This is a genomic window from Varibaculum cambriense, from assembly GCF_032557235.1.
Lineage (GTDB): Bacteria > Actinomycetota > Actinomycetes > Actinomycetales > Actinomycetaceae > Varibaculum > Varibaculum cambriense_C.
Genome location: NZ_JAWGMB010000004.1, coordinates 154,613 through 170,637 on the forward strand (window position 1 = coordinate 154,613; position 16,025 = coordinate 170,637).

15 protein-coding genes are annotated in these 16,025 nt (G+C 52.7%); 11 read left to right on the top strand and 4 right to left on the bottom strand.

Annotated elements, in window-relative coordinates; all coding sequences use genetic code 11:
• Nucleotides 1-20: 20 nt before the first annotated feature.
• The 6 genes from E6072_RS04775 to E6072_RS04800 all read left to right on the top strand — a co-directional run bounded on the left by E6072_RS04775 (nucleotide 21) and on the right by E6072_RS04800 (nucleotide 5,048).
• Entirely contained in the window at nucleotides 21-1,334 is a 1,314-nt protein-coding gene (locus tag E6072_RS04775; protein ID WP_316694123.1) for a magnesium transporter MgtE N-terminal domain-containing protein, read from the top strand.
• On the top strand, nucleotides 1,318-1,827 hold the full coding sequence (locus E6072_RS04780) for a DUF1003 domain-containing protein (RefSeq protein WP_316694124.1): 510 nt from the start codon (nucleotides 1,318-1,320) through the stop codon (nucleotides 1,825-1,827). Before E6072_RS04775 ends, E6072_RS04780 begins: the two co-directional genes overlap by 17 nt.
• A 146-nt stretch (nucleotides 1,828-1,973) precedes the next feature.
• Nucleotides 1,974-3,095: an Mrp/NBP35 family ATP-binding protein gene (locus tag E6072_RS04785; protein ID WP_316694126.1), complete on the top strand. Its 1,122-nt coding sequence runs from the start codon at nucleotides 1,974-1,976 to the stop codon at nucleotides 3,093-3,095.
• 60 nt (nucleotides 3,096-3,155) lie between these two features.
• A complete protein-coding gene (locus E6072_RS04790) occupies nucleotides 3,156-3,797 on the top strand; it encodes an O-methyltransferase (RefSeq protein ID WP_288336266.1) in 642 nt (213 codons plus the stop codon).
• Nucleotides 3,798-3,993: 196 nt separating this feature from the next.
• The gene (locus E6072_RS04795) at nucleotides 3,994-4,689 is read left to right on the top strand and encodes a TIGR00730 family Rossman fold protein (protein ID WP_288336290.1); all 696 of its coding nucleotides are present in this window, start codon (nucleotides 3,994-3,996) and stop codon (nucleotides 4,687-4,689) included.
• A 164-nt stretch (nucleotides 4,690-4,853) separates the two neighbouring features.
• Entirely contained in the window at nucleotides 4,854-5,048 is a 195-nt protein-coding gene (locus E6072_RS04800; RefSeq protein WP_022865121.1) for a DUF3117 domain-containing protein, read from the top strand.
• Between the two features lie 81 nt (nucleotides 5,049-5,129).
• On the opposite strand, the gene E6072_RS04805 is transcribed toward E6072_RS04800, so the two are convergent.
• Genes E6072_RS04805 through E6072_RS04815 form a run of 3 tightly spaced genes read right to left on the bottom strand, consistent with a single transcriptional unit; the run spans nucleotide 5,130 to nucleotide 8,286 of the window.
• Entirely contained in the window at nucleotides 5,130-6,356 is a 1,227-nt protein-coding gene (locus E6072_RS04805) for a BMP family ABC transporter substrate-binding protein (protein WP_316694130.1), read from the bottom strand.
• On the bottom strand, nucleotides 6,353-7,450 hold the full coding sequence (locus E6072_RS04810; RefSeq protein ID WP_288336262.1) for a mannose-1-phosphate guanylyltransferase: 1,098 nt from the start codon (nucleotides 7,448-7,450) through the stop codon (nucleotides 6,353-6,355). Before E6072_RS04810 ends, E6072_RS04805 begins: the two co-directional genes overlap by 4 nt.
• A 44-nt stretch (nucleotides 7,451-7,494) precedes the next feature.
• Nucleotides 7,495-8,286 (bottom strand): DeoR/GlpR family DNA-binding transcription regulator, encoded by a 792-nt coding sequence (locus tag E6072_RS04815; RefSeq protein WP_288336261.1) that lies wholly within the window; start codon nucleotides 8,284-8,286, stop codon nucleotides 7,495-7,497.
• Nucleotides 8,287-8,417: 131 nt separating this feature from the next.
• Here E6072_RS04815 and E6072_RS04820 point away from each other — a divergent pair, with 131 nt between their 5' ends.
• Nucleotides 8,418-9,686: a YhjD/YihY/BrkB family envelope integrity protein gene (locus E6072_RS04820; protein WP_316694134.1), complete on the top strand. Its 1,269-nt coding sequence runs from the start codon at nucleotides 8,418-8,420 to the stop codon at nucleotides 9,684-9,686.
• A gap of 83 nt (nucleotides 9,687-9,769) precedes the next feature.
• On the opposite strand, the gene E6072_RS04825 is transcribed toward E6072_RS04820, so the two are convergent.
• Nucleotides 9,770-10,999, bottom strand: a complete 1,230-nt coding sequence (locus tag E6072_RS04825) for a hypothetical protein (RefSeq protein ID WP_316694135.1) — start codon at nucleotides 10,997-10,999, stop codon at nucleotides 9,770-9,772.
• A gap of 356 nt (nucleotides 11,000-11,355) precedes the next feature.
• Between E6072_RS04825 and E6072_RS04830 the strand changes: the two genes are divergently transcribed.
• From E6072_RS04830 to lipA, 4 genes are all read left to right on the top strand, one after another.
• A complete protein-coding gene (locus tag E6072_RS04830; protein ID WP_316694137.1) occupies nucleotides 11,356-12,648 on the top strand; it encodes an O-acetylhomoserine aminocarboxypropyltransferase/cysteine synthase family protein in 1,293 nt (430 codons plus the stop codon).
• Nucleotides 12,649-12,708: 60 nt separating this feature from the next.
• Nucleotides 12,709-13,908, top strand: coding sequence for a homoserine O-acetyltransferase (locus E6072_RS04835; protein ID WP_316694138.1), 1,200 nt, complete (start codon nucleotides 12,709-12,711; stop codon nucleotides 13,906-13,908).
• A 68-nt stretch (nucleotides 13,909-13,976) separates the two neighbouring features.
• Entirely contained in the window at nucleotides 13,977-14,642 is a 666-nt protein-coding gene (gene lipB / locus E6072_RS04840) for a lipoyl(octanoyl) transferase LipB (protein ID WP_316694140.1), read from the top strand.
• Nucleotides 14,626-15,660 (top strand): lipoyl synthase, encoded by a 1,035-nt coding sequence (lipA, locus tag E6072_RS04845; protein ID WP_316694142.1) that lies wholly within the window; start codon nucleotides 14,626-14,628, stop codon nucleotides 15,658-15,660. The genes lipB and lipA overlap by 17 nt, the downstream gene beginning before the upstream one ends.
• Nucleotides 15,661-16,025: the final 365 nt, after the last annotated feature.

The window sequence follows — 16,025 nt, forward strand, 5'->3', positions numbered from 1 at the left end:
CTTCAAGTAGAGTTAGAGATATGGAGCACGCCAAGCATTCAATCAAACCCATCGGTTCACGCATTTTCATTGGCAAACTGGCAGGAACTCGCGTATTTGACCCGGTAGGAGATGAAATCGGTAGGGTAACCGATGTAATTATTGTTTTGCGTTTTACCGGCCTGCCCACGGTGGTGGGTTTGGTGGTTGAAGTGGCCGGGCACCGGAGGGTGTTCGTTCCGGTAACCCGGATAGTGGCGATCCAACCTGGGCAAGTTATTACCACGGGACTGGTTAATATTCGTCAGTTCCAACAGCGGGTAGCAGAGACCATGGTGATGGGCGAACTTATGGATCGGGTCTTGGCTATGCGAGATGGTTCTGGAGACGTGAAAATCCAGGACATGTGTATGGAACAAGACGATCGCCGTGACTGGTATATCACCAAACTCTATGTGCAGCGAGTAACTTCTGCGCTGGCTCTTAGCCGCGGAGAAACCATGCTAATTGACCCATCAGAAGTCTCTCACCTGCGTAAATCAGTACTCCCCCAGGAGGCAACCACCCTATTAGCTCAGTTGGAGGACGCCAAGGCCGCCGATGTGGCCGATGTCCTGGCTGATCTGCCCGAAGTGCGACGCTTAGAGGTGGCAGCACAGTTGGGAGATGACCGATTAGCTGACGTACTCGAAGAGCTAGGTCAAGAAGATCGAGTCTCTATCCTCACCTCTCTTGATGTGGCGCGAGCCGCCGATATTTTGGATGTGATGCAACCTGACGATGCCACCGACTTGGTCAATGAACTGCCCGAAAAACAGGCGCAGATTTTATTGGCAGAAATGGAACCTGAAGAGGCTGCGGATGTGCGGCGCCTAATGGCTTATGGGGAACGTACCGCCGGGGGCTTGATGACCACCACTCCCGTGATTTTGCCCCCTGATGCGGATGTAGCCACTTTATTAGCCCACGTGCGGCGCAAAGATATTCCCCCGGCGCTGGCAGCAATGGTATGCGTGTGCCGTCCCCCCACCGAGACTCCGACCGGCCGTTTCTTGGGGGCAGTCCATATCCAAAAAGCCCTCCGCGAGCCTCCCCAAACCTTGGTGGGTCAGATCCTAGATGACGATCTTAAGGGAGTGGATCCGTCTGCCGGTATCGGCACCGTGACCAGGCTGCTTGCTACCTATAACCTAACCGCGGTTCCGGTAGTTGATAAGAATCGCCATCTTTTAGGGGCAGTTAGTGTCGATGACGTCCTCGATCACCTCCTACCTGAGGATTGGCGCGATGCGGACGAAGACGAAACCGATTTAGCGATGGAAAGAGAAAGGATCGAAGATGGCGGACAGGCTTGACACTCCCCGCGAAAGGAAACGTCGTTTTCGGCTCCCGCGTATCAATTTACAGTCAGAGGGCGTCGGACAAGTTTCCGAGTCTTTCGCTCGTTTCCAAGGAACCCCGCAGTTCCTGGTCTACCTGACGGTTTTCGTAGTTTTGTGGCTAGCTTGGAACTCCTGGGCTCCAGAGGCCTGGCGTTTCGACAGTGCTTCCCTGGGATTTACTGCCCTGACTCTCATGCTTTCCCTGCAGGCTTCTTATGCTTCTCCCCTGATCTTGTTGGCTCAAAACCGGCAAGATGACCGCGATCGAGTCTCTGCGGAACAAGACCGACGCCGCGCGGAAAAGAATCATGCCGAAATCGAATACCTCACCCGAGAGATTGCTTCTCTACGCCTATCAATGTCGGAAGTGGCCACCCGAGATTTTGTGCGAGGCGAACTTCGCGACCTTCTAGATGAGCTCAAGGAAGAGGAATACCAGAGGAAACGGCACGAAACCGAGGAATAATCATCTATTTACCGGTCCGGACACCAGGAACCTCTCCTTAGCCGTTCAAACTTACCCAAAGAACCCTTTGAAGCGAGCCTTAAGCGGTATCGCCATTAGCTTAGCTAAAAGTGAGGTATTGGCTTGCGCCATATAGGATGGAGGGCATGAGTCAGTTAAACGAAGACGCAATTAGGCAGGCACTAAGTCGGGTAATCGATCCCGAACTAGGACGAGCAATTACCGACCTAGATATGGTGCGCGAAATTTCTATTGGCGAGGACGGCGCAGTCAAAGTCGGTGTTGATTTAACTATCGCCGGTTGCCCCCTGCAGTCGGTAATCGAAAAAGATGTCCAAGAGGAAGTTTCTAAAGTTCCCGGCGTAAGTTCAGTGACAGTAGGAATGGGAGTCATGAATGAGGATCAGCGAGCTGCGCTGAAAGAAAAACTTTCGGGGCCGCAAAATGTGATTCCCTTTACCCAACCCGATAATCTAACCCGAGTCTACGCGATTACTTCTGGTAAAGGCGGAGTCGGTAAATCTTCGATGACCGCCAACTTGGCTTTAGCTCTGGCCACCCAAGGCCTCAAAGTTGGGGTGCTAGATGCTGATATTTATGGTTTTTCGATTCCCAGAATGCTAGGAGTCGAGGAAGAACCTACCGTGATTGACGGCATGATAGTTCCCCCGGTTGCCGGCGGAGTAAAAGTGATTTCTATCGGAATGTTCGTTCCGGACGGTCAGCCGGTAGTTTGGCGCGGCCCGATGCTACACCGCGCCCTCCAACAGTTCTTAGCGGATGTTTACTGGGGCGACCTGGATGTATTACTACTGGATCTGCCTCCGGGAACCGGCGATGTCGCTATTTCGATTTCCCAGTTGCTGCCGGGTTCAGAAATCCTGGTGGTAACTACCCCGCAGGTGGCGGCAGCAGAAGTTGCCGAGCGCGCTGGAGTTATCGGAGCGCAAACCGAACAGCGAGTCATCGGGGTAATCGAAAACATGTCATATCTTCCGCAAGAAGATGGCAGTAAACTGCATTTATTCGGTACCGGCGGCGGAGACATGGTGGCCGGACGCCTCAGCGCTCAACTGGGATACGAAGTGCCCGTTTTGGCGAACGTCCCGTTAGATATCGCTTTGCGGGAAGGATCTGACCAGGGAACTCCGGTAGTGGCAATGCATCCTGATTCTCCGGCCTCCCAAGCTATTAACCAGGTCGCCAAGGCACTGGCTAAGCGTACCCGTTCTCTTGCCGGACGAAACCTGGGCGTTAAACCCCTGTAAGTTACGGAGCTGGTTACATAAACTGGTTGCAAGCGTAAATCCGCTAGCGAGGAAGTCGTAATGAATAACAACAAAGCTTTAAGTTGGGACTGGACTGAGTCTCAGGTGGTTGAGGATGAAATCACCGCAGCGGCTCGAACTGCCGCGGTGGAAATGGGGGCTACCCCGGTTTCTCCAGCCACCGGAACTGCTTTGCGGATGCTATCGGCGGCCTGTGGTGCGAAAGCTGTTTTCGAAATTGGTACCGGAGCGGGAGTGTCGGGTTTATATCTGCTGGCTGGAATGTCTGAGAACGGAGTACTTACCACCATTGATTCCGAATCAGAGTTCCAGCAAGCAGCCCGCACCGCTTTCCGACTCGCCACCCAAAAATCAAATCGTACCCGTCTCATTAATGGTCATGCCCTGGAAGTATTACCCCGCATGGCAGGAGCCGCCTACGACCTGGTGGTGATTGATGCAGACGTCCGGGAAATTTCCAGCTATATTGAACAAGCAACTCGGATTCTACGTCCCGGCGGTATGGTGGCAATCGTGCACGCCCTCTGGATGGATCAGGTAGGAGATCCGGCGCGCCGCGAAATGGAAACCACCCAAATGCGGCAAGCGGTTACCGGATTGCTGAACGATGAACGTTTCATTGCCAATGTGCTCACCTGTGGTGATGGTCTAGCTGTCGGGGTTTATTGCCCACCTGAGTAGGCTGGCGGGCTTTCTATCCTTTGAAGGAACGTTTTAGTTAACGTTTACCGGCCACTACTAGCAGCTTTTCTTACATTGCAGTGGCGAGCTACCGAATGTTTCGGCGGTGTTAACTAAGGGTTCAACTGCTTACTGGTATGCTTCGCGAGTGAGAAGTTTTAAAAATGATGGCGTGTACCGTCGCGGTCCCATTCAAATGAGTAACGCCCTAATGCCTACTGAGACATCGGAGCAGCGGCTACTTAGTCCCCAAAAGGATACTGACTGGCTCCATAATGACACTTGGCGGGTACTGAGAATTCAAAGCGAATTTATCGAGGGATTCGGAGCCTTGGCGGAACTAGGGCCAGCTATTTCAGTTTTCGGTTCTGCCCGCACGTCCCCGGACGCCCCCGAATACGCTTTGGGGGAAGAAACTGGCCGGCTCCTAGCTCAGTCCGGCTGGTCGGTGATTACCGGTGGCGGACCGGGACAAATGGAGGCCACCTGTAAAGGCTGTACCGAAGCCGGAGGCATTGCCGTGGGGCTAGGAATCGAGCTACCGCACGAGCAAGTATTCAATGATTGGGTCTCGCTGGGGATTTATTTCCGCTACTTTTTCGCTCGCAAAACCATGTTCGTGAAATACGCGCAAGGTTTTATGGTTTTACCGGGAGGATTCGGTACCTTAGACGAGCTATTTGAAGCCGTCACCTTGGCAGAAACTGGAAAAATCCAGTCCTTCCCCATCGTACTAGTAGGACGCAGCTATTGGAGTGGTCTCCTTGCTTGGATAAAAGACCAGGCAATCGGGTTGGGAATGATTACGGAGGAGGAATTGGCGTCCATACAGCTGGTTGATACCCCCGCCGAAGCTCTAGAGATTATCGGTAAAGCTCCCGAAGATCTGTAATTCTGCTCCCTAGCGTCCACTTTTACTACTAGCTTCCCTGGCCTGCCCTAACCGGGATCACCAAGGCGTAGCCGAGGTGCAAGGCGGGTATAGGTCTTCATCTGCTATAATTAGCTAGGTAATCGCTGTTTCAGCCGTTTTTATTTAGCTCTCTGGGGGTTAGCATGGCCGCAATGAAACCACGAACCGGAGATGGTCCGTTAGAAGTAGCCGAGGACGGAGTTCGCACCGAAGCCGGCCGGGAAGTCGTGTTACGTCTACCTGCTTTAGGGGGCGGACGCCTCGTGATCGAGATGAGTAAACAGGAGGTTATCGATCTAGCGGTAGCTATTCACGAGCTCTATCCTGACGAAGTCTAGCTCGCCCCCCAGTAAGCCGCAGGTTCGTGGCTGGCACCCTGGCTCGGTTACTTCGGTTACTTACCGCTGCCTCAAAAACCCCTAGAGTGTCAGGGTTCCTTGGCGGAATTCTTCCTCAATAATCTGCGAGTTTTTCTTTACCTCATTAGGCACGGTGGAACCATATTCATAAAACGGAGTTAGTCCTACCCATCCGTTCCGGTAGGTTCCGACGATCTGCGTAGAGTTCGCCGCAAACCTATCCTTACGCGCCTCTTCAATCAGAGAAATCATTGCTTGAGACAGGTCAGGAACTATTGAAGTCAAGACCGGTGGCCGCCCTGCTGGTAGATTATACTGGGTTTCGTGTCCGTCAGTTAGATACCAAATTGCAGTAATGTTTTCCACCGAATCGATTATCTGCGGAGTGGCAGTAGATGTGCTGACACTAGGCGTAGGAGAACTTTCCGAGGGAGTAGGGCTGGCGCTTTCACCCTCGGTAGGTTTTGCAGTTTGTCTACTAGCTTCTTCCGCCGCCTGCTCAGCTTTTTCTTTATCTGCATTCGCTTTAATAATGGCTTCTAAACCAGCGGGATTTTGCGCACCCTCCGCGAAAAATATTACATCCGCCCCCTGTTTTATTACCGCCTCGGTCTGGGATTTTACTCTCGCTTTATTCGCGTTTCCTCCCAGATAGAAGCGGTTTCCCCCGGGAATCACTTTAACTTTTAGGGACTGCCCATTTTCCTGTTCCTGCTCTGAGTTGTAGCGAGCTACCCCTTGGGAAAATGCGGAAATCAGGGTGCTATTAATCTGGTTTTTCTCTCCGGCAACTACTGCCACTTTTCCACTTGCGGAAGTACCGGCCGCGATAAAACCTGCTACATAGGCGGGTTGACTCAAATCGTAGGTAATGATGGCCAAGTTTTCGCGAGTCGCCTGGGCGGTAGTTCCGGGAGGAAGCAGCAGCGCAAAATGGCGCGCTCGGTGATATTTTGCCTGTTCCATTAGAGGCTGAACGAAGGCTTCTCCTACCCCGATAATCAACGAGCAGTTGGCAGAAATATCGCGAGCAATAGCTTTTTCAATCTTCTTTGGCGAATCGAGACTAGTGCGGCGTGAGGCCACCCCTAAACGTTTTTTACCATCCTCTAGCGCAGTGATGGCCTTATCGTTAATGGAACCAGTTCCCCCCTCACCTAAAGTAAGCAGACAGGTACGAAAATCTGCCGCATTTATGTAACCAGCCGGTGCCACATTGGTTCCGGCACAGGCAGATAGGCTCAAAGATACTGCCAACGCTGCCCCTAACTGGCGCCATAGTTTCACTGCAGTTCCCCTTGTTCTGCCACCACGTCCCCTAGCTCTTGCGCATATTGGGCAGTAGTAACCAGGGTTACATCTGCGCGGCGAATCACTACCGCGTTAGGTATTCCCAACACCACCAGCTTTTCTTTACCGTCGTGATCAATAAAAGCTCCCGGGCTGGCCAGTAACTGAGTTTCGCCGCTACCGCGAACAATGGAGCTTTCGGGGGCATCACCAGCAATAGTTCGGCGCAAAGAAGCGAAATCGCCCACATCGGACCAACCGAAGTTGTCAGCAGCGACTACGGCCACCCCACCCTCGCTAGCTACTGGTTCTGCGATGGCAGTGTCTATGGGATAGGAAGGCAGTGATTCCCAAAGCTCCGCAAACTCTACAGTCCCCGGGTTCACTCGCACCATTTCTTGGATCGTTTCATAATATTGAGGATGCAAATTATTTAGGTGTGACAGGAACACCTCGGTGTTGAACACGAACATTCCGGCGTTCCAAAAATAGCCTCCCGACGCTAGATAACTCTCGGCTTGGAACCGTGAAGGTTTTTCTTTAAAACCTTTTACGTCAAAGACTTGCGGCTGGCTATTGTCCGGGCTTAATACCCTATCGGAAGCGCGGATGTAACCATAAGCAGTAGCAGGATAGCTAGGAGCTATTCCTATAGTTACGATTTTCCCCTCCCTTGCCGCCTTAACCGCAGCCGATACGGCGTTGCGGAAAACGGCAACATTTTTTATCGCGTGGTCAGCAGCAAAAGACCCGGCAATCACCGCCCCATATTTTTCTTGTAGCCTACCCGCTGCCCAAGCGATCGCACCGAGAGAGTTTTTTCGACTGGGTTCTTCCAGAATCCGGTATTGTTCTTTCGCACTCGCTTTTAGCCGTGCATTCAGATTTTGGGAGGAAACGGCCTCGGCATGGCTGGTGCCAGTTACTACCGTTAGCGACGATGCCAGAGGCGAAAGTCGGTCAACAGTCGCCTGCAAGAGGCTACGATCTTCCCCCAGTAAATCGAGTAAAAACTTAGGTTTACCAACTCGCGAAACTGGCCAGAGACGGCTTCCAGGACCTCCGGCAGGAATAATTACATGTAGGCTCATAATTTAAAAGTATCGCGCATAGTCCGAGTGAAGATTAGGCTCGACTAGGGCTGGCAAATATCCACCATTACTTGCGCCTCGTTGAGGCTCTCAGCTATTCCGCTCGGTGGGGCACTAACCGATATTACTCGTGAAAGCTTTTTTAGGGGACAAACTACTCCTAGCGCCGACCTTCGCCATGCTGAGGTTGGCACCATAATGGTGGCGAACTCGCTGTTTTCTATTAGCACTTTTTCCAGCATCGCTTTGTCCAGATTATTGCAGCTAAGACCAGTTTGAGTATCAATTCCTTCGGCTTCAATAAATACGGAATGAAAATGAAAATTGTAGGCGGTAATCACGCTAGGAGAACCTAAGGTTTCATGATCTACCGGCTGTCCGCCGAAGAAAATAATTTCAGCGTGAGCCCTGCCGTTGTCTCGCTGCATCTGTTGGGCTTCATCAAGAATCCGCATCGCAGGCAAATAATTGGTTGCCACTGTCAAAGACGAGAAGATTTCACTTTCACTAATTATTTTAGCGAGGCAACGACCGCTCCCACCTGCACCGATAAAAAGCTTAGAGCCCGGGCGAATAGTTTCAGCCGCCGCTTCAGCCAGTATCTTTTCTTCGTCGCTAGAAGCAGCACCGCTACCTGAAGCGGGCAAGCTTTCGCCTTCCAAACGAACCGCCCCTCCATGAACGCGCTCTAATTTCCCTTGATTTGCGAGCAGACTAATATCTCTGCGCACCGTCATTTCAGATACGCCGAGCTCAGTTACCAGATCGGTAACCCGCACTGATCCATTACTATTTATTTGCCGTAAGATTTCGTCGTGCCGCTGATGCGCTAGCATGGCTCTCTCCGCTGGTAGAGGAAACTTTCCTCTAGATTACCCTATTTTGTTGCTATTTGTCTTTTTCTTCGCGCGCTTTTGTTCGTTTGACTGAATGCGACTAACCACAGCAAAACCGTTAGATTGAGAGTATGAAAAAAACCAGTAACTCCCCCGAGATTTCCGTTCGCGACCGCCACCGAGAGCAATTTTCACCTAGCTTTATCGAGGTGAAAGCCGAATCCGGATTTATAGATAAAGTCAAACTATTTGTTTCTTGGTTGCAACGCCTGCGAATTATGCGTTCTCTTACGCGTTACGGTAATGGTCGCGGCGCGCTACTGGCTGGAGGTATCGCTTATTCTGCGATCTTTTCTCTCGCTGCTGCCCTAACTATTGGAATCACCGTGCTTCTAGGAGTACTAGGGCGCAGTCCCCAATTACAAGATGCGGTATTTTCTTCCCTCGCATCTTCCCTTCCTGGAGTACTGGAATGGAAAGGATCCTCTGGGATTGTTAATCCCTCCGATCTGGTAGTTTCCACCTCTTTTTCCATAACCGGAATCGTGGCGGTCGTAGTATTAGTGTTTTCCGCTACTTCGGTGATGCACGCCATGAAGTCTTCCATTCGCGCCATGTTTGGAATTGATCAGGTGCCTTCTGGTGCGGCAAGCGAAAAACTACGCGACTTACTAGGCTTTGTGGCTATTGCCTTGGGAGTAGGAGCAACCGGGATTTTAACTTTGGCGCATACGGTTATCGGCACTCAAGTCTTTTCGGCAATCGGACTAGAATCCGCACTCGCCTCCATGATGATCAGGATCGGTTCTTTTCTGATTAGTGCCGCTATCGACGGGTTGATCCTTTGGATCTTGATTCGTTTCGTGGCACTAGTTAGAGCACCAAAAACTGATCTTTGGTGGGGGCTAGCAGGGTTTGGGCTAGTAGCTTCTTTGATAAGGTCTCTGGGAACCTCAGCAGTAGGCTCAGTTGATAACCCGCTGCTAGCTTCTTTTGCCGCCATTGCCACCCTGTTGCTGTGGATTAACTTGCTTTCCCGAGTGATGCTGATTGCTTGCGCTTTTATCGCCAATCCTCCTAAAGCTCTCAAAGTTAGCGAAGCTGAGGACGTACATGCTACTGAACGCCCCAACTACGTATCGTTATCGGAGCCGCTAACTTTGGATTGGGCACACCATCGGATCAGTGGAGCCGTGGATCTTGACGTTCCCGCCGACACTTCTTTACCGGATCATTTGGCACTGGGGCAAGCACCGCTGTGGCGGTCTCGCCTGGTCAGCCAAAGCGGAAAACCGTGGCGTGGGAAGGTAAGCGCCCTGATTGATCAGATGATCGCGCGACATGAAAAACGGATCGCTTTCCTGCGCTCTCTAAAAGATGGGCGCCGGGATCCCCGATAGTATCTCGCGCCTAACGCGCTAGGTGTTTTTAGGGTTATAGGACCCAAATAACTTAGGAAGCTAGCTAACTAGCGGGCAGGAAGTTAGAGATCCCCCACTATCCGGTTCTTCATATGGTGAACTACCGAAGAACGCAATCCGCCATCGACACCAAGCATCACTCCGCCCAACAGGGAAAGCTTAGAGAAACGTTTCTTACCGGCTAGACCGATTAGGCCAGCGCCAATTAAGCCCACCCCTACTGCCATTTGAGCAATATTTGCCACTTTCATCAAAGTGGGGTGCTCTATTTCTAGTTTCCGTAGGATACCGAAAGGAGTTTTCGCGTCCTCGTCAGAATGCAATATCCGCATATCTACGCTGTGCCCCATGGCGCGCGCCCAGCCAGGTTCATGGAAGATTTCTATCCCAGGCACGTCCTCTAACTCAAGTCGCCCATAGAGGAAAGCGGCGGCCTCTGCCGGAAGCCCCATAACTTCAATCGCCCGCACCATTCCATCTTGACCGGCAATTTTGAAAGTCTGCGCTAATTGGTGGGCGTCACACCCGGCGGTTTCAGCAATCCGGTTGGGCGAGGAGGAGTGTCCAAGGTATTCCCGGATCTGTTCTTCCAGTGCCGGGTCGGGATTCTCTACCGCTCCGGGAACCACCTGGGTTTGGAGTAACCAGGAGTGAATTGCCAGTTTCTCTGGGTCGGCAACTTCATCGGAAGTAACTGCCACCACCCGCTGATCATGAGCAGAAACATACAGTCCCACCGCGGGAATCCGGGAAATCAAAGAACCTTCTACAATATCCGCGCGAATCGTTTCATAGCACAGAGCAATCCGGCCTTCCGGAAGGGTCACACACCCCAGGGTTTTCCCTTCCGCAGCCGCGCAAAACGGGACCGAAGAAACCGGCATCGAAGAAATCTCGACTACTCGTACCGGTTGCTCCCTATCACCTGACCGGGAGGGAAGAGGCATATCGGAAGGTAGTTTATTGGCATGATATTCCCCGATGGAAACGTCGGCAGCAAACTTTTCTGCCAGCAGTTCTACCACTTCCGGGAGTGCTGCCCCCACCCGCAGCGGTTCATCTGCCTCATCCAAAGATGCCAGGCCGTCAGCCTGGTTGCGTAGCACATTTACGCCCAGCAAATGCGGGGTATCGGGAAACCAATCTGCCTCGGCAACGATATTTTGTTCCCTAAAGAACTGGCACACCGTCCTGGGATCGAGCTTAGCAGCCACCATCGCGCCCTCTTGAACATTCCAGGTAACTACCGGGTCAGCATTGGTATCTACACTGGGCGAGCTGTCATTGCTCATGATTTCTCCTTTGCGGTTACTCTTTCCTCCAGATTAACCTTTGGGGACAGCTTTTTCAGCCGTTACAGGACACAGAATTGCGAATTTTCCTCTTATCGAAATAGTGACTTAGTTCTCAACTTCTAAGATTGGCTTGCTATTGACGGGCAACAGCAGGTTATCTTGAGGGCATGACACGTCGAATGTTCAGCTGACCCGCACGGTCAGCTCTTCCCAGTCCGCCCCTAGGTGGCGACGCGTTTGCCCGTGCAAAGAAAGTCCCTTTGGACTGCCTTGCCGGGCTTTTTGTTTATCCAAAGTGGACTATTGGCAAACGTTTTAGAAAAACCCAAATCTACTGAAAAGGATAAATAAAAATGACTAAGCAAAACTGGGGTTTCAACACTCGCCAGATTCACGCCGGATACCGTCCTGATAAAGAAGCCGGATCCCCGGTGCCTCCGCTGTACCAAACCAACGGATATGTGTTTAAGGACGCGAAACAGGGCGCGGATCGCTTCGCCTTAAAAGAACCCGGCCCCATCTACACTCGTCTAAACAACCCCACAAATGAGGTTTTCGAGCAGCGAGTTAACTCCCTAGAGGGCGGAGTGGGAGCCCTGTCTACCTCCTCGGGAGCCGCCGCGATTGCGCTGACTATTTTGACGATAGCCCAGGCAGGAGACAATATTGTGGCTTCGCCCTCGCTTTATGGGGGAACCTTGGCGTTCTTGGCGAATAACCTACCCCGCTACGGCATCACTTCCACTTTCGTGACTGACCCTACCAACGGCGCGCAGTGGGAAGCAGCCACCAATGAACGCACTATTGCGTTCTTCGCCGAAACTATTCCTAACCCCAAAAATGATTTCCTGGATATTGAGGGCGTAGCCGAGGTTGCAAAACGGGTAGGAGTACCTTTCATTGTGGATAATACGGTCGCCACCCCCTATTTGACCCGCCCCCTAGAGTGGGGCGCCGATATTGTGGTGCATTCGGCCTCGAAATACCTGTGCGGACATGGAAACTCTATCCAAGGGGTAATCGTTGATGGCGGCTCTTTCGATTGGGGAGCTGACCCGGAGCGTTTCCCCCAGTTCAACCAGCCAGATCCGTCCTATCACGGCTTGGTTTATAAAGACCTCGGCGAGGCCGCGTTTATTACTAAAGCCCGGGTGCAGGGGCTGCGCGACTTTGGATTTGCGGCCAGTCCCTTTAACTCATTCCTAGTAAATATCGGGATTGAAACCCTGTCACTGCGGGTACAGCGCCATGTGGAGAATGCTCAAAAAGTAGCAGAGTTCTTAGAAGCGCATCCGCAGGTAGCCTCAGTTAGCTATTCGGGGCTTGCCTCCTCTCCTACCCATGGTTTGCAGCAAAAATATGCTCCCGGCGGTGCGGGCGCGGTTTTGGCTTTTGACCTTAAAGGGAACCGCGCCGATGGGGAGGCGTTTGTGGATGCTTTGCAGCTACTAACTAACGTGGCAAACCTGGGGGATCTACGTTCGCAGGTTATCCACCCCGCCTCCACCACCCATTCGCAGGCTAATGAACAAGAGTTGGCGGCGGCTGGTATCACCCAATCCACGATCCGAGTCTCAGTCGGTTTAGAGGACGTAGCAGACATTATTACTGATCTGGAAGCCGGATTCGCGGCGATTAAGAAATAAGTGGCGCTTGCGCTTTTGCAATAAAAAACAGGAATCCGGTATTAGCTTGGAGAAATCTCAATGTCTACAGCGTTAAAAGAAAAAACCGCCGGCGGTACAAAAACCGAAATCTTTAATCCCCGCCAGCAATATCCCGGCACTAACTGGGCAAATAATCCCGCTTGGCTGCCTGGTGACGATCCCGGTAACCGCCGATTCGTTTCCCTTGGGGAATTACCTTTAGAAAACGGAGGCAGCCTGCCCGGAGGTTACCTGGCGTATGAAACTTGGGGGAAACTGAACGCCGATGCCTCCAATGCGATATTGATTGAACACGCCCTCACCGGTGATTCTCATGTAATCGGATTGCAAAGCCCGGCGCACCCCACTGCCGGCTGGTGGGAGCGGGTAGTAGGACCAGGTAAACCGATTGATACTGACCGTTACTTTTTGGTGGCTCCTAACTGCCTGGGCGGATGTCAAGGGTCTACCGGCCCCGCTTGGCCGGCGCCCGATGGTTTGCCCTGGGGGTCTCGTTTCCCCGAAATCACTACTCGTGACCAGGTGCGGGCAGAAAATAAGCTGCGCAAACAGCTAGGAATACTGTCGTGGGCACTGGTAGTAGGGCCGTCTGCTGGAGGATTTCGTGCCCTCGAGTGGGCGTGTTTATATCCGCAGCGAGTGCGGGCATTGGCACTGGTCGCAACGGCCGCAGCGACCAGCGCCGATCAGACCGGTTGGGCACATATGCAAGTAAATGCCCAAGAGTTAGACCCCAGTTTTGCCGGCGGAGACTATTATCTATCAGCCGATAAACAAGCGGGCAACCCGGGAATGGCGCTGGCTCGGCAAATCGCGCACGCCACTTATCGCACCGCCGGTGAGTTAAACACCCGTTTTGGGCATAGCCCCCAAAAAGGTGAAAACCCCCTGGCAGGAGGACGCTACGCCGTGGAATCCTACCTGGATTATCACGGGAAAAAACTGACGCGGCGTTTTGATCCCGGTTCCTATAGGGCGCTAACTCGCGCGATGATCACTCACGATATCGGTCGCGGTCGCGGCGGTACCCGCCGCGCCGCCGGCTCCATCTGCGCCCTCACCCTAGTAATTGGAGTAGATTCTGACCGCTTATTCCCAGTGGAAGAATGCGCGGAACTGGCGCGTCAAATCCCAGGAGCGAGGTACCGGCAAGTCACCTCGTCGTCTGGTCACGATGGTTTCTTGGTGGAAACTCGCCAGGTTGAAAAAATTCTGGCGGATTTCGTTGCTGGCTTATAGTTCCCGCTTAGGCACTCCCCGAAGCGATTAAGCCAGTTAAAGCAGGTAGGCTGGAAAGCGTGCAAATAATGGATTTAACCGGGCAGCTGCAGGACTATCGTGCCCTGGATAAACTGCATAAACAGGTACATGCCGAGGTGGCAGCGGGGAAGCGAGAAAACACGGCACTCTTAGTGCAGTACTCCCCCACTTTCACCGTGGGACGCAACACCAAACCGGAAGATGTACCCAATAAAGATGTACCGGTGATCGAGGTCAATCGAGGCGGCTCGGTTACTTGGCATGGCCCGGGACAGCTGGTTTGCTACCCGATAGTGAAACTGCCCGAGCCTTTAGATGTTATTCGTTTTATTCGCGCGGTGGAACAGGTAGTAATCGACACCTTGGAACCCTACGGGATTCGCGCGCAGCGAATTAAGGGACGGGCAGGAGCTTGGGTACTAAAACCGGGGGAAATCGATAAGAAGATTGCCGCCATCGGGATTCACACTGCACGGGGTGCTTCCATGCACGGTTTCGCCCTCAACGTGAATCCCACGTTTAGCGATTTCGCCCGGATAATTCCCTGCGGCCTTACCGATGCCTGGGTAACTTCCATGAACGAACAAGGATGCAGCGAAACCGTGACCTCTATGCGCGAACCAGTAATCGCCGGGTTGCGCCGCAACTTAGACACCCCTTACTTTAGAGGTGAGATTCAAGGGCAGGAGGGCGAAAATGTCTACACTTCCTGAGGTGGGCGAGCGCAAATTATTACGGGTAGAGGCACGGAACTCGTTAAGTCCGATCGAAAACAAGCCAGAGTGGATAAAAACCAAGGTAGTTTCAGGCAAAAACTATATGGATATGCGACACCTGGTGCGCCGCTCCGGACTAAACACCGTATGTGCCGAAGCCAATTGCCCCAATATCTATGAATGTTGGCAAGACCGAGAAGCCACCTTCCTAATAGGCGGAGCGGTCTGTACCCGGCGCTGCGACTTTTGCGATATTGCTACCGGACGGCCCAGCGAATATGACCGTGAGGAACCGAGCCGAGTCGCGGACTCAGTCGCCGAATTAGGGCTGCGGTACGCTACGGTCACCGGGGTTTCCCGCGATGACCTGCCCGATGGAGCCTCCTGGCTGTATGCGGAAACTGCCCGCCAGATCCACGCTAAATCCCCCAATACCGGGGTAGAACTGCTGGTAGATGACTTTCGGGGACATATAAGTGCCCTAGAGGAAGTGTTCTCATCCCGTCCCGAAGTATTCGGCCACAACCTGGAAACCGTACCTCGGATTTTCCGGCAGATTCGCCCCGCCTTCCGCTACGAGCGTTCCCTGCAAGTCTTGGAGGCCGCCTCCGATGCCGGTTTAATTACTAAATCGAACCTGATTTTAGGAATGGGAGAAACTCGCGAAGAAATCGAAGCAACCATGCGTGCCTTGAAAGATGCCAAAGTCGATATTATGACCATCACCCAATACCTGCGTCCCTCTGCCCTGCATCACCCGATTGACCGCTGGGTAAAGCCCGCCGAGTTTGTGGAACTCTCTGACTATGCCTATAACCTTGGTTTTTCGGCGGTTATGGCTGGACCGCTCGTGCGTTCTTCCTACCGGGCGGGTAGGCTCTGGGCGCGCGCCATGCAGGCGAAAGGCCGCGAGCTCCCCGCTAATCTAGCACAACTTGGCGAGGAAGGTACCGCGCGCCAAGAAGCCTCCGCCCTGCTAGCATCTCGTACTAATGCAATAGGGCTGGGAGAATAGGTTTTTCCTCCTGCCCAAGTCGGGTTTATTTTCTAGGTATCGCAGGGAGTAAGTTTTTCCTCCCGCCCAAGAATTCGGAAAAAGACCGTAGGCATTTTCCGAATTCTTATGCCCACCGCGCCCACTCGGATAAAACTTACTCCCTGCTCCCTACAAAAATTTCTCGCCCGTTCCCGTATTAGCTCGTTTATGTGAGAGTTACCCGCGTGCCCCGATAAAATCTATTCTCCCAACCCCTGTTCGTCATCACAGCTAGCAAGCTCTCGGAAGACTTATCTTGTGCTGGGTGGATACTTCCCCTGGTTCTAGCGATCACTTTCCCCACGCTTACGCTGCTGCTTGTTTAGCGGGGAGTTTCCCGGCCA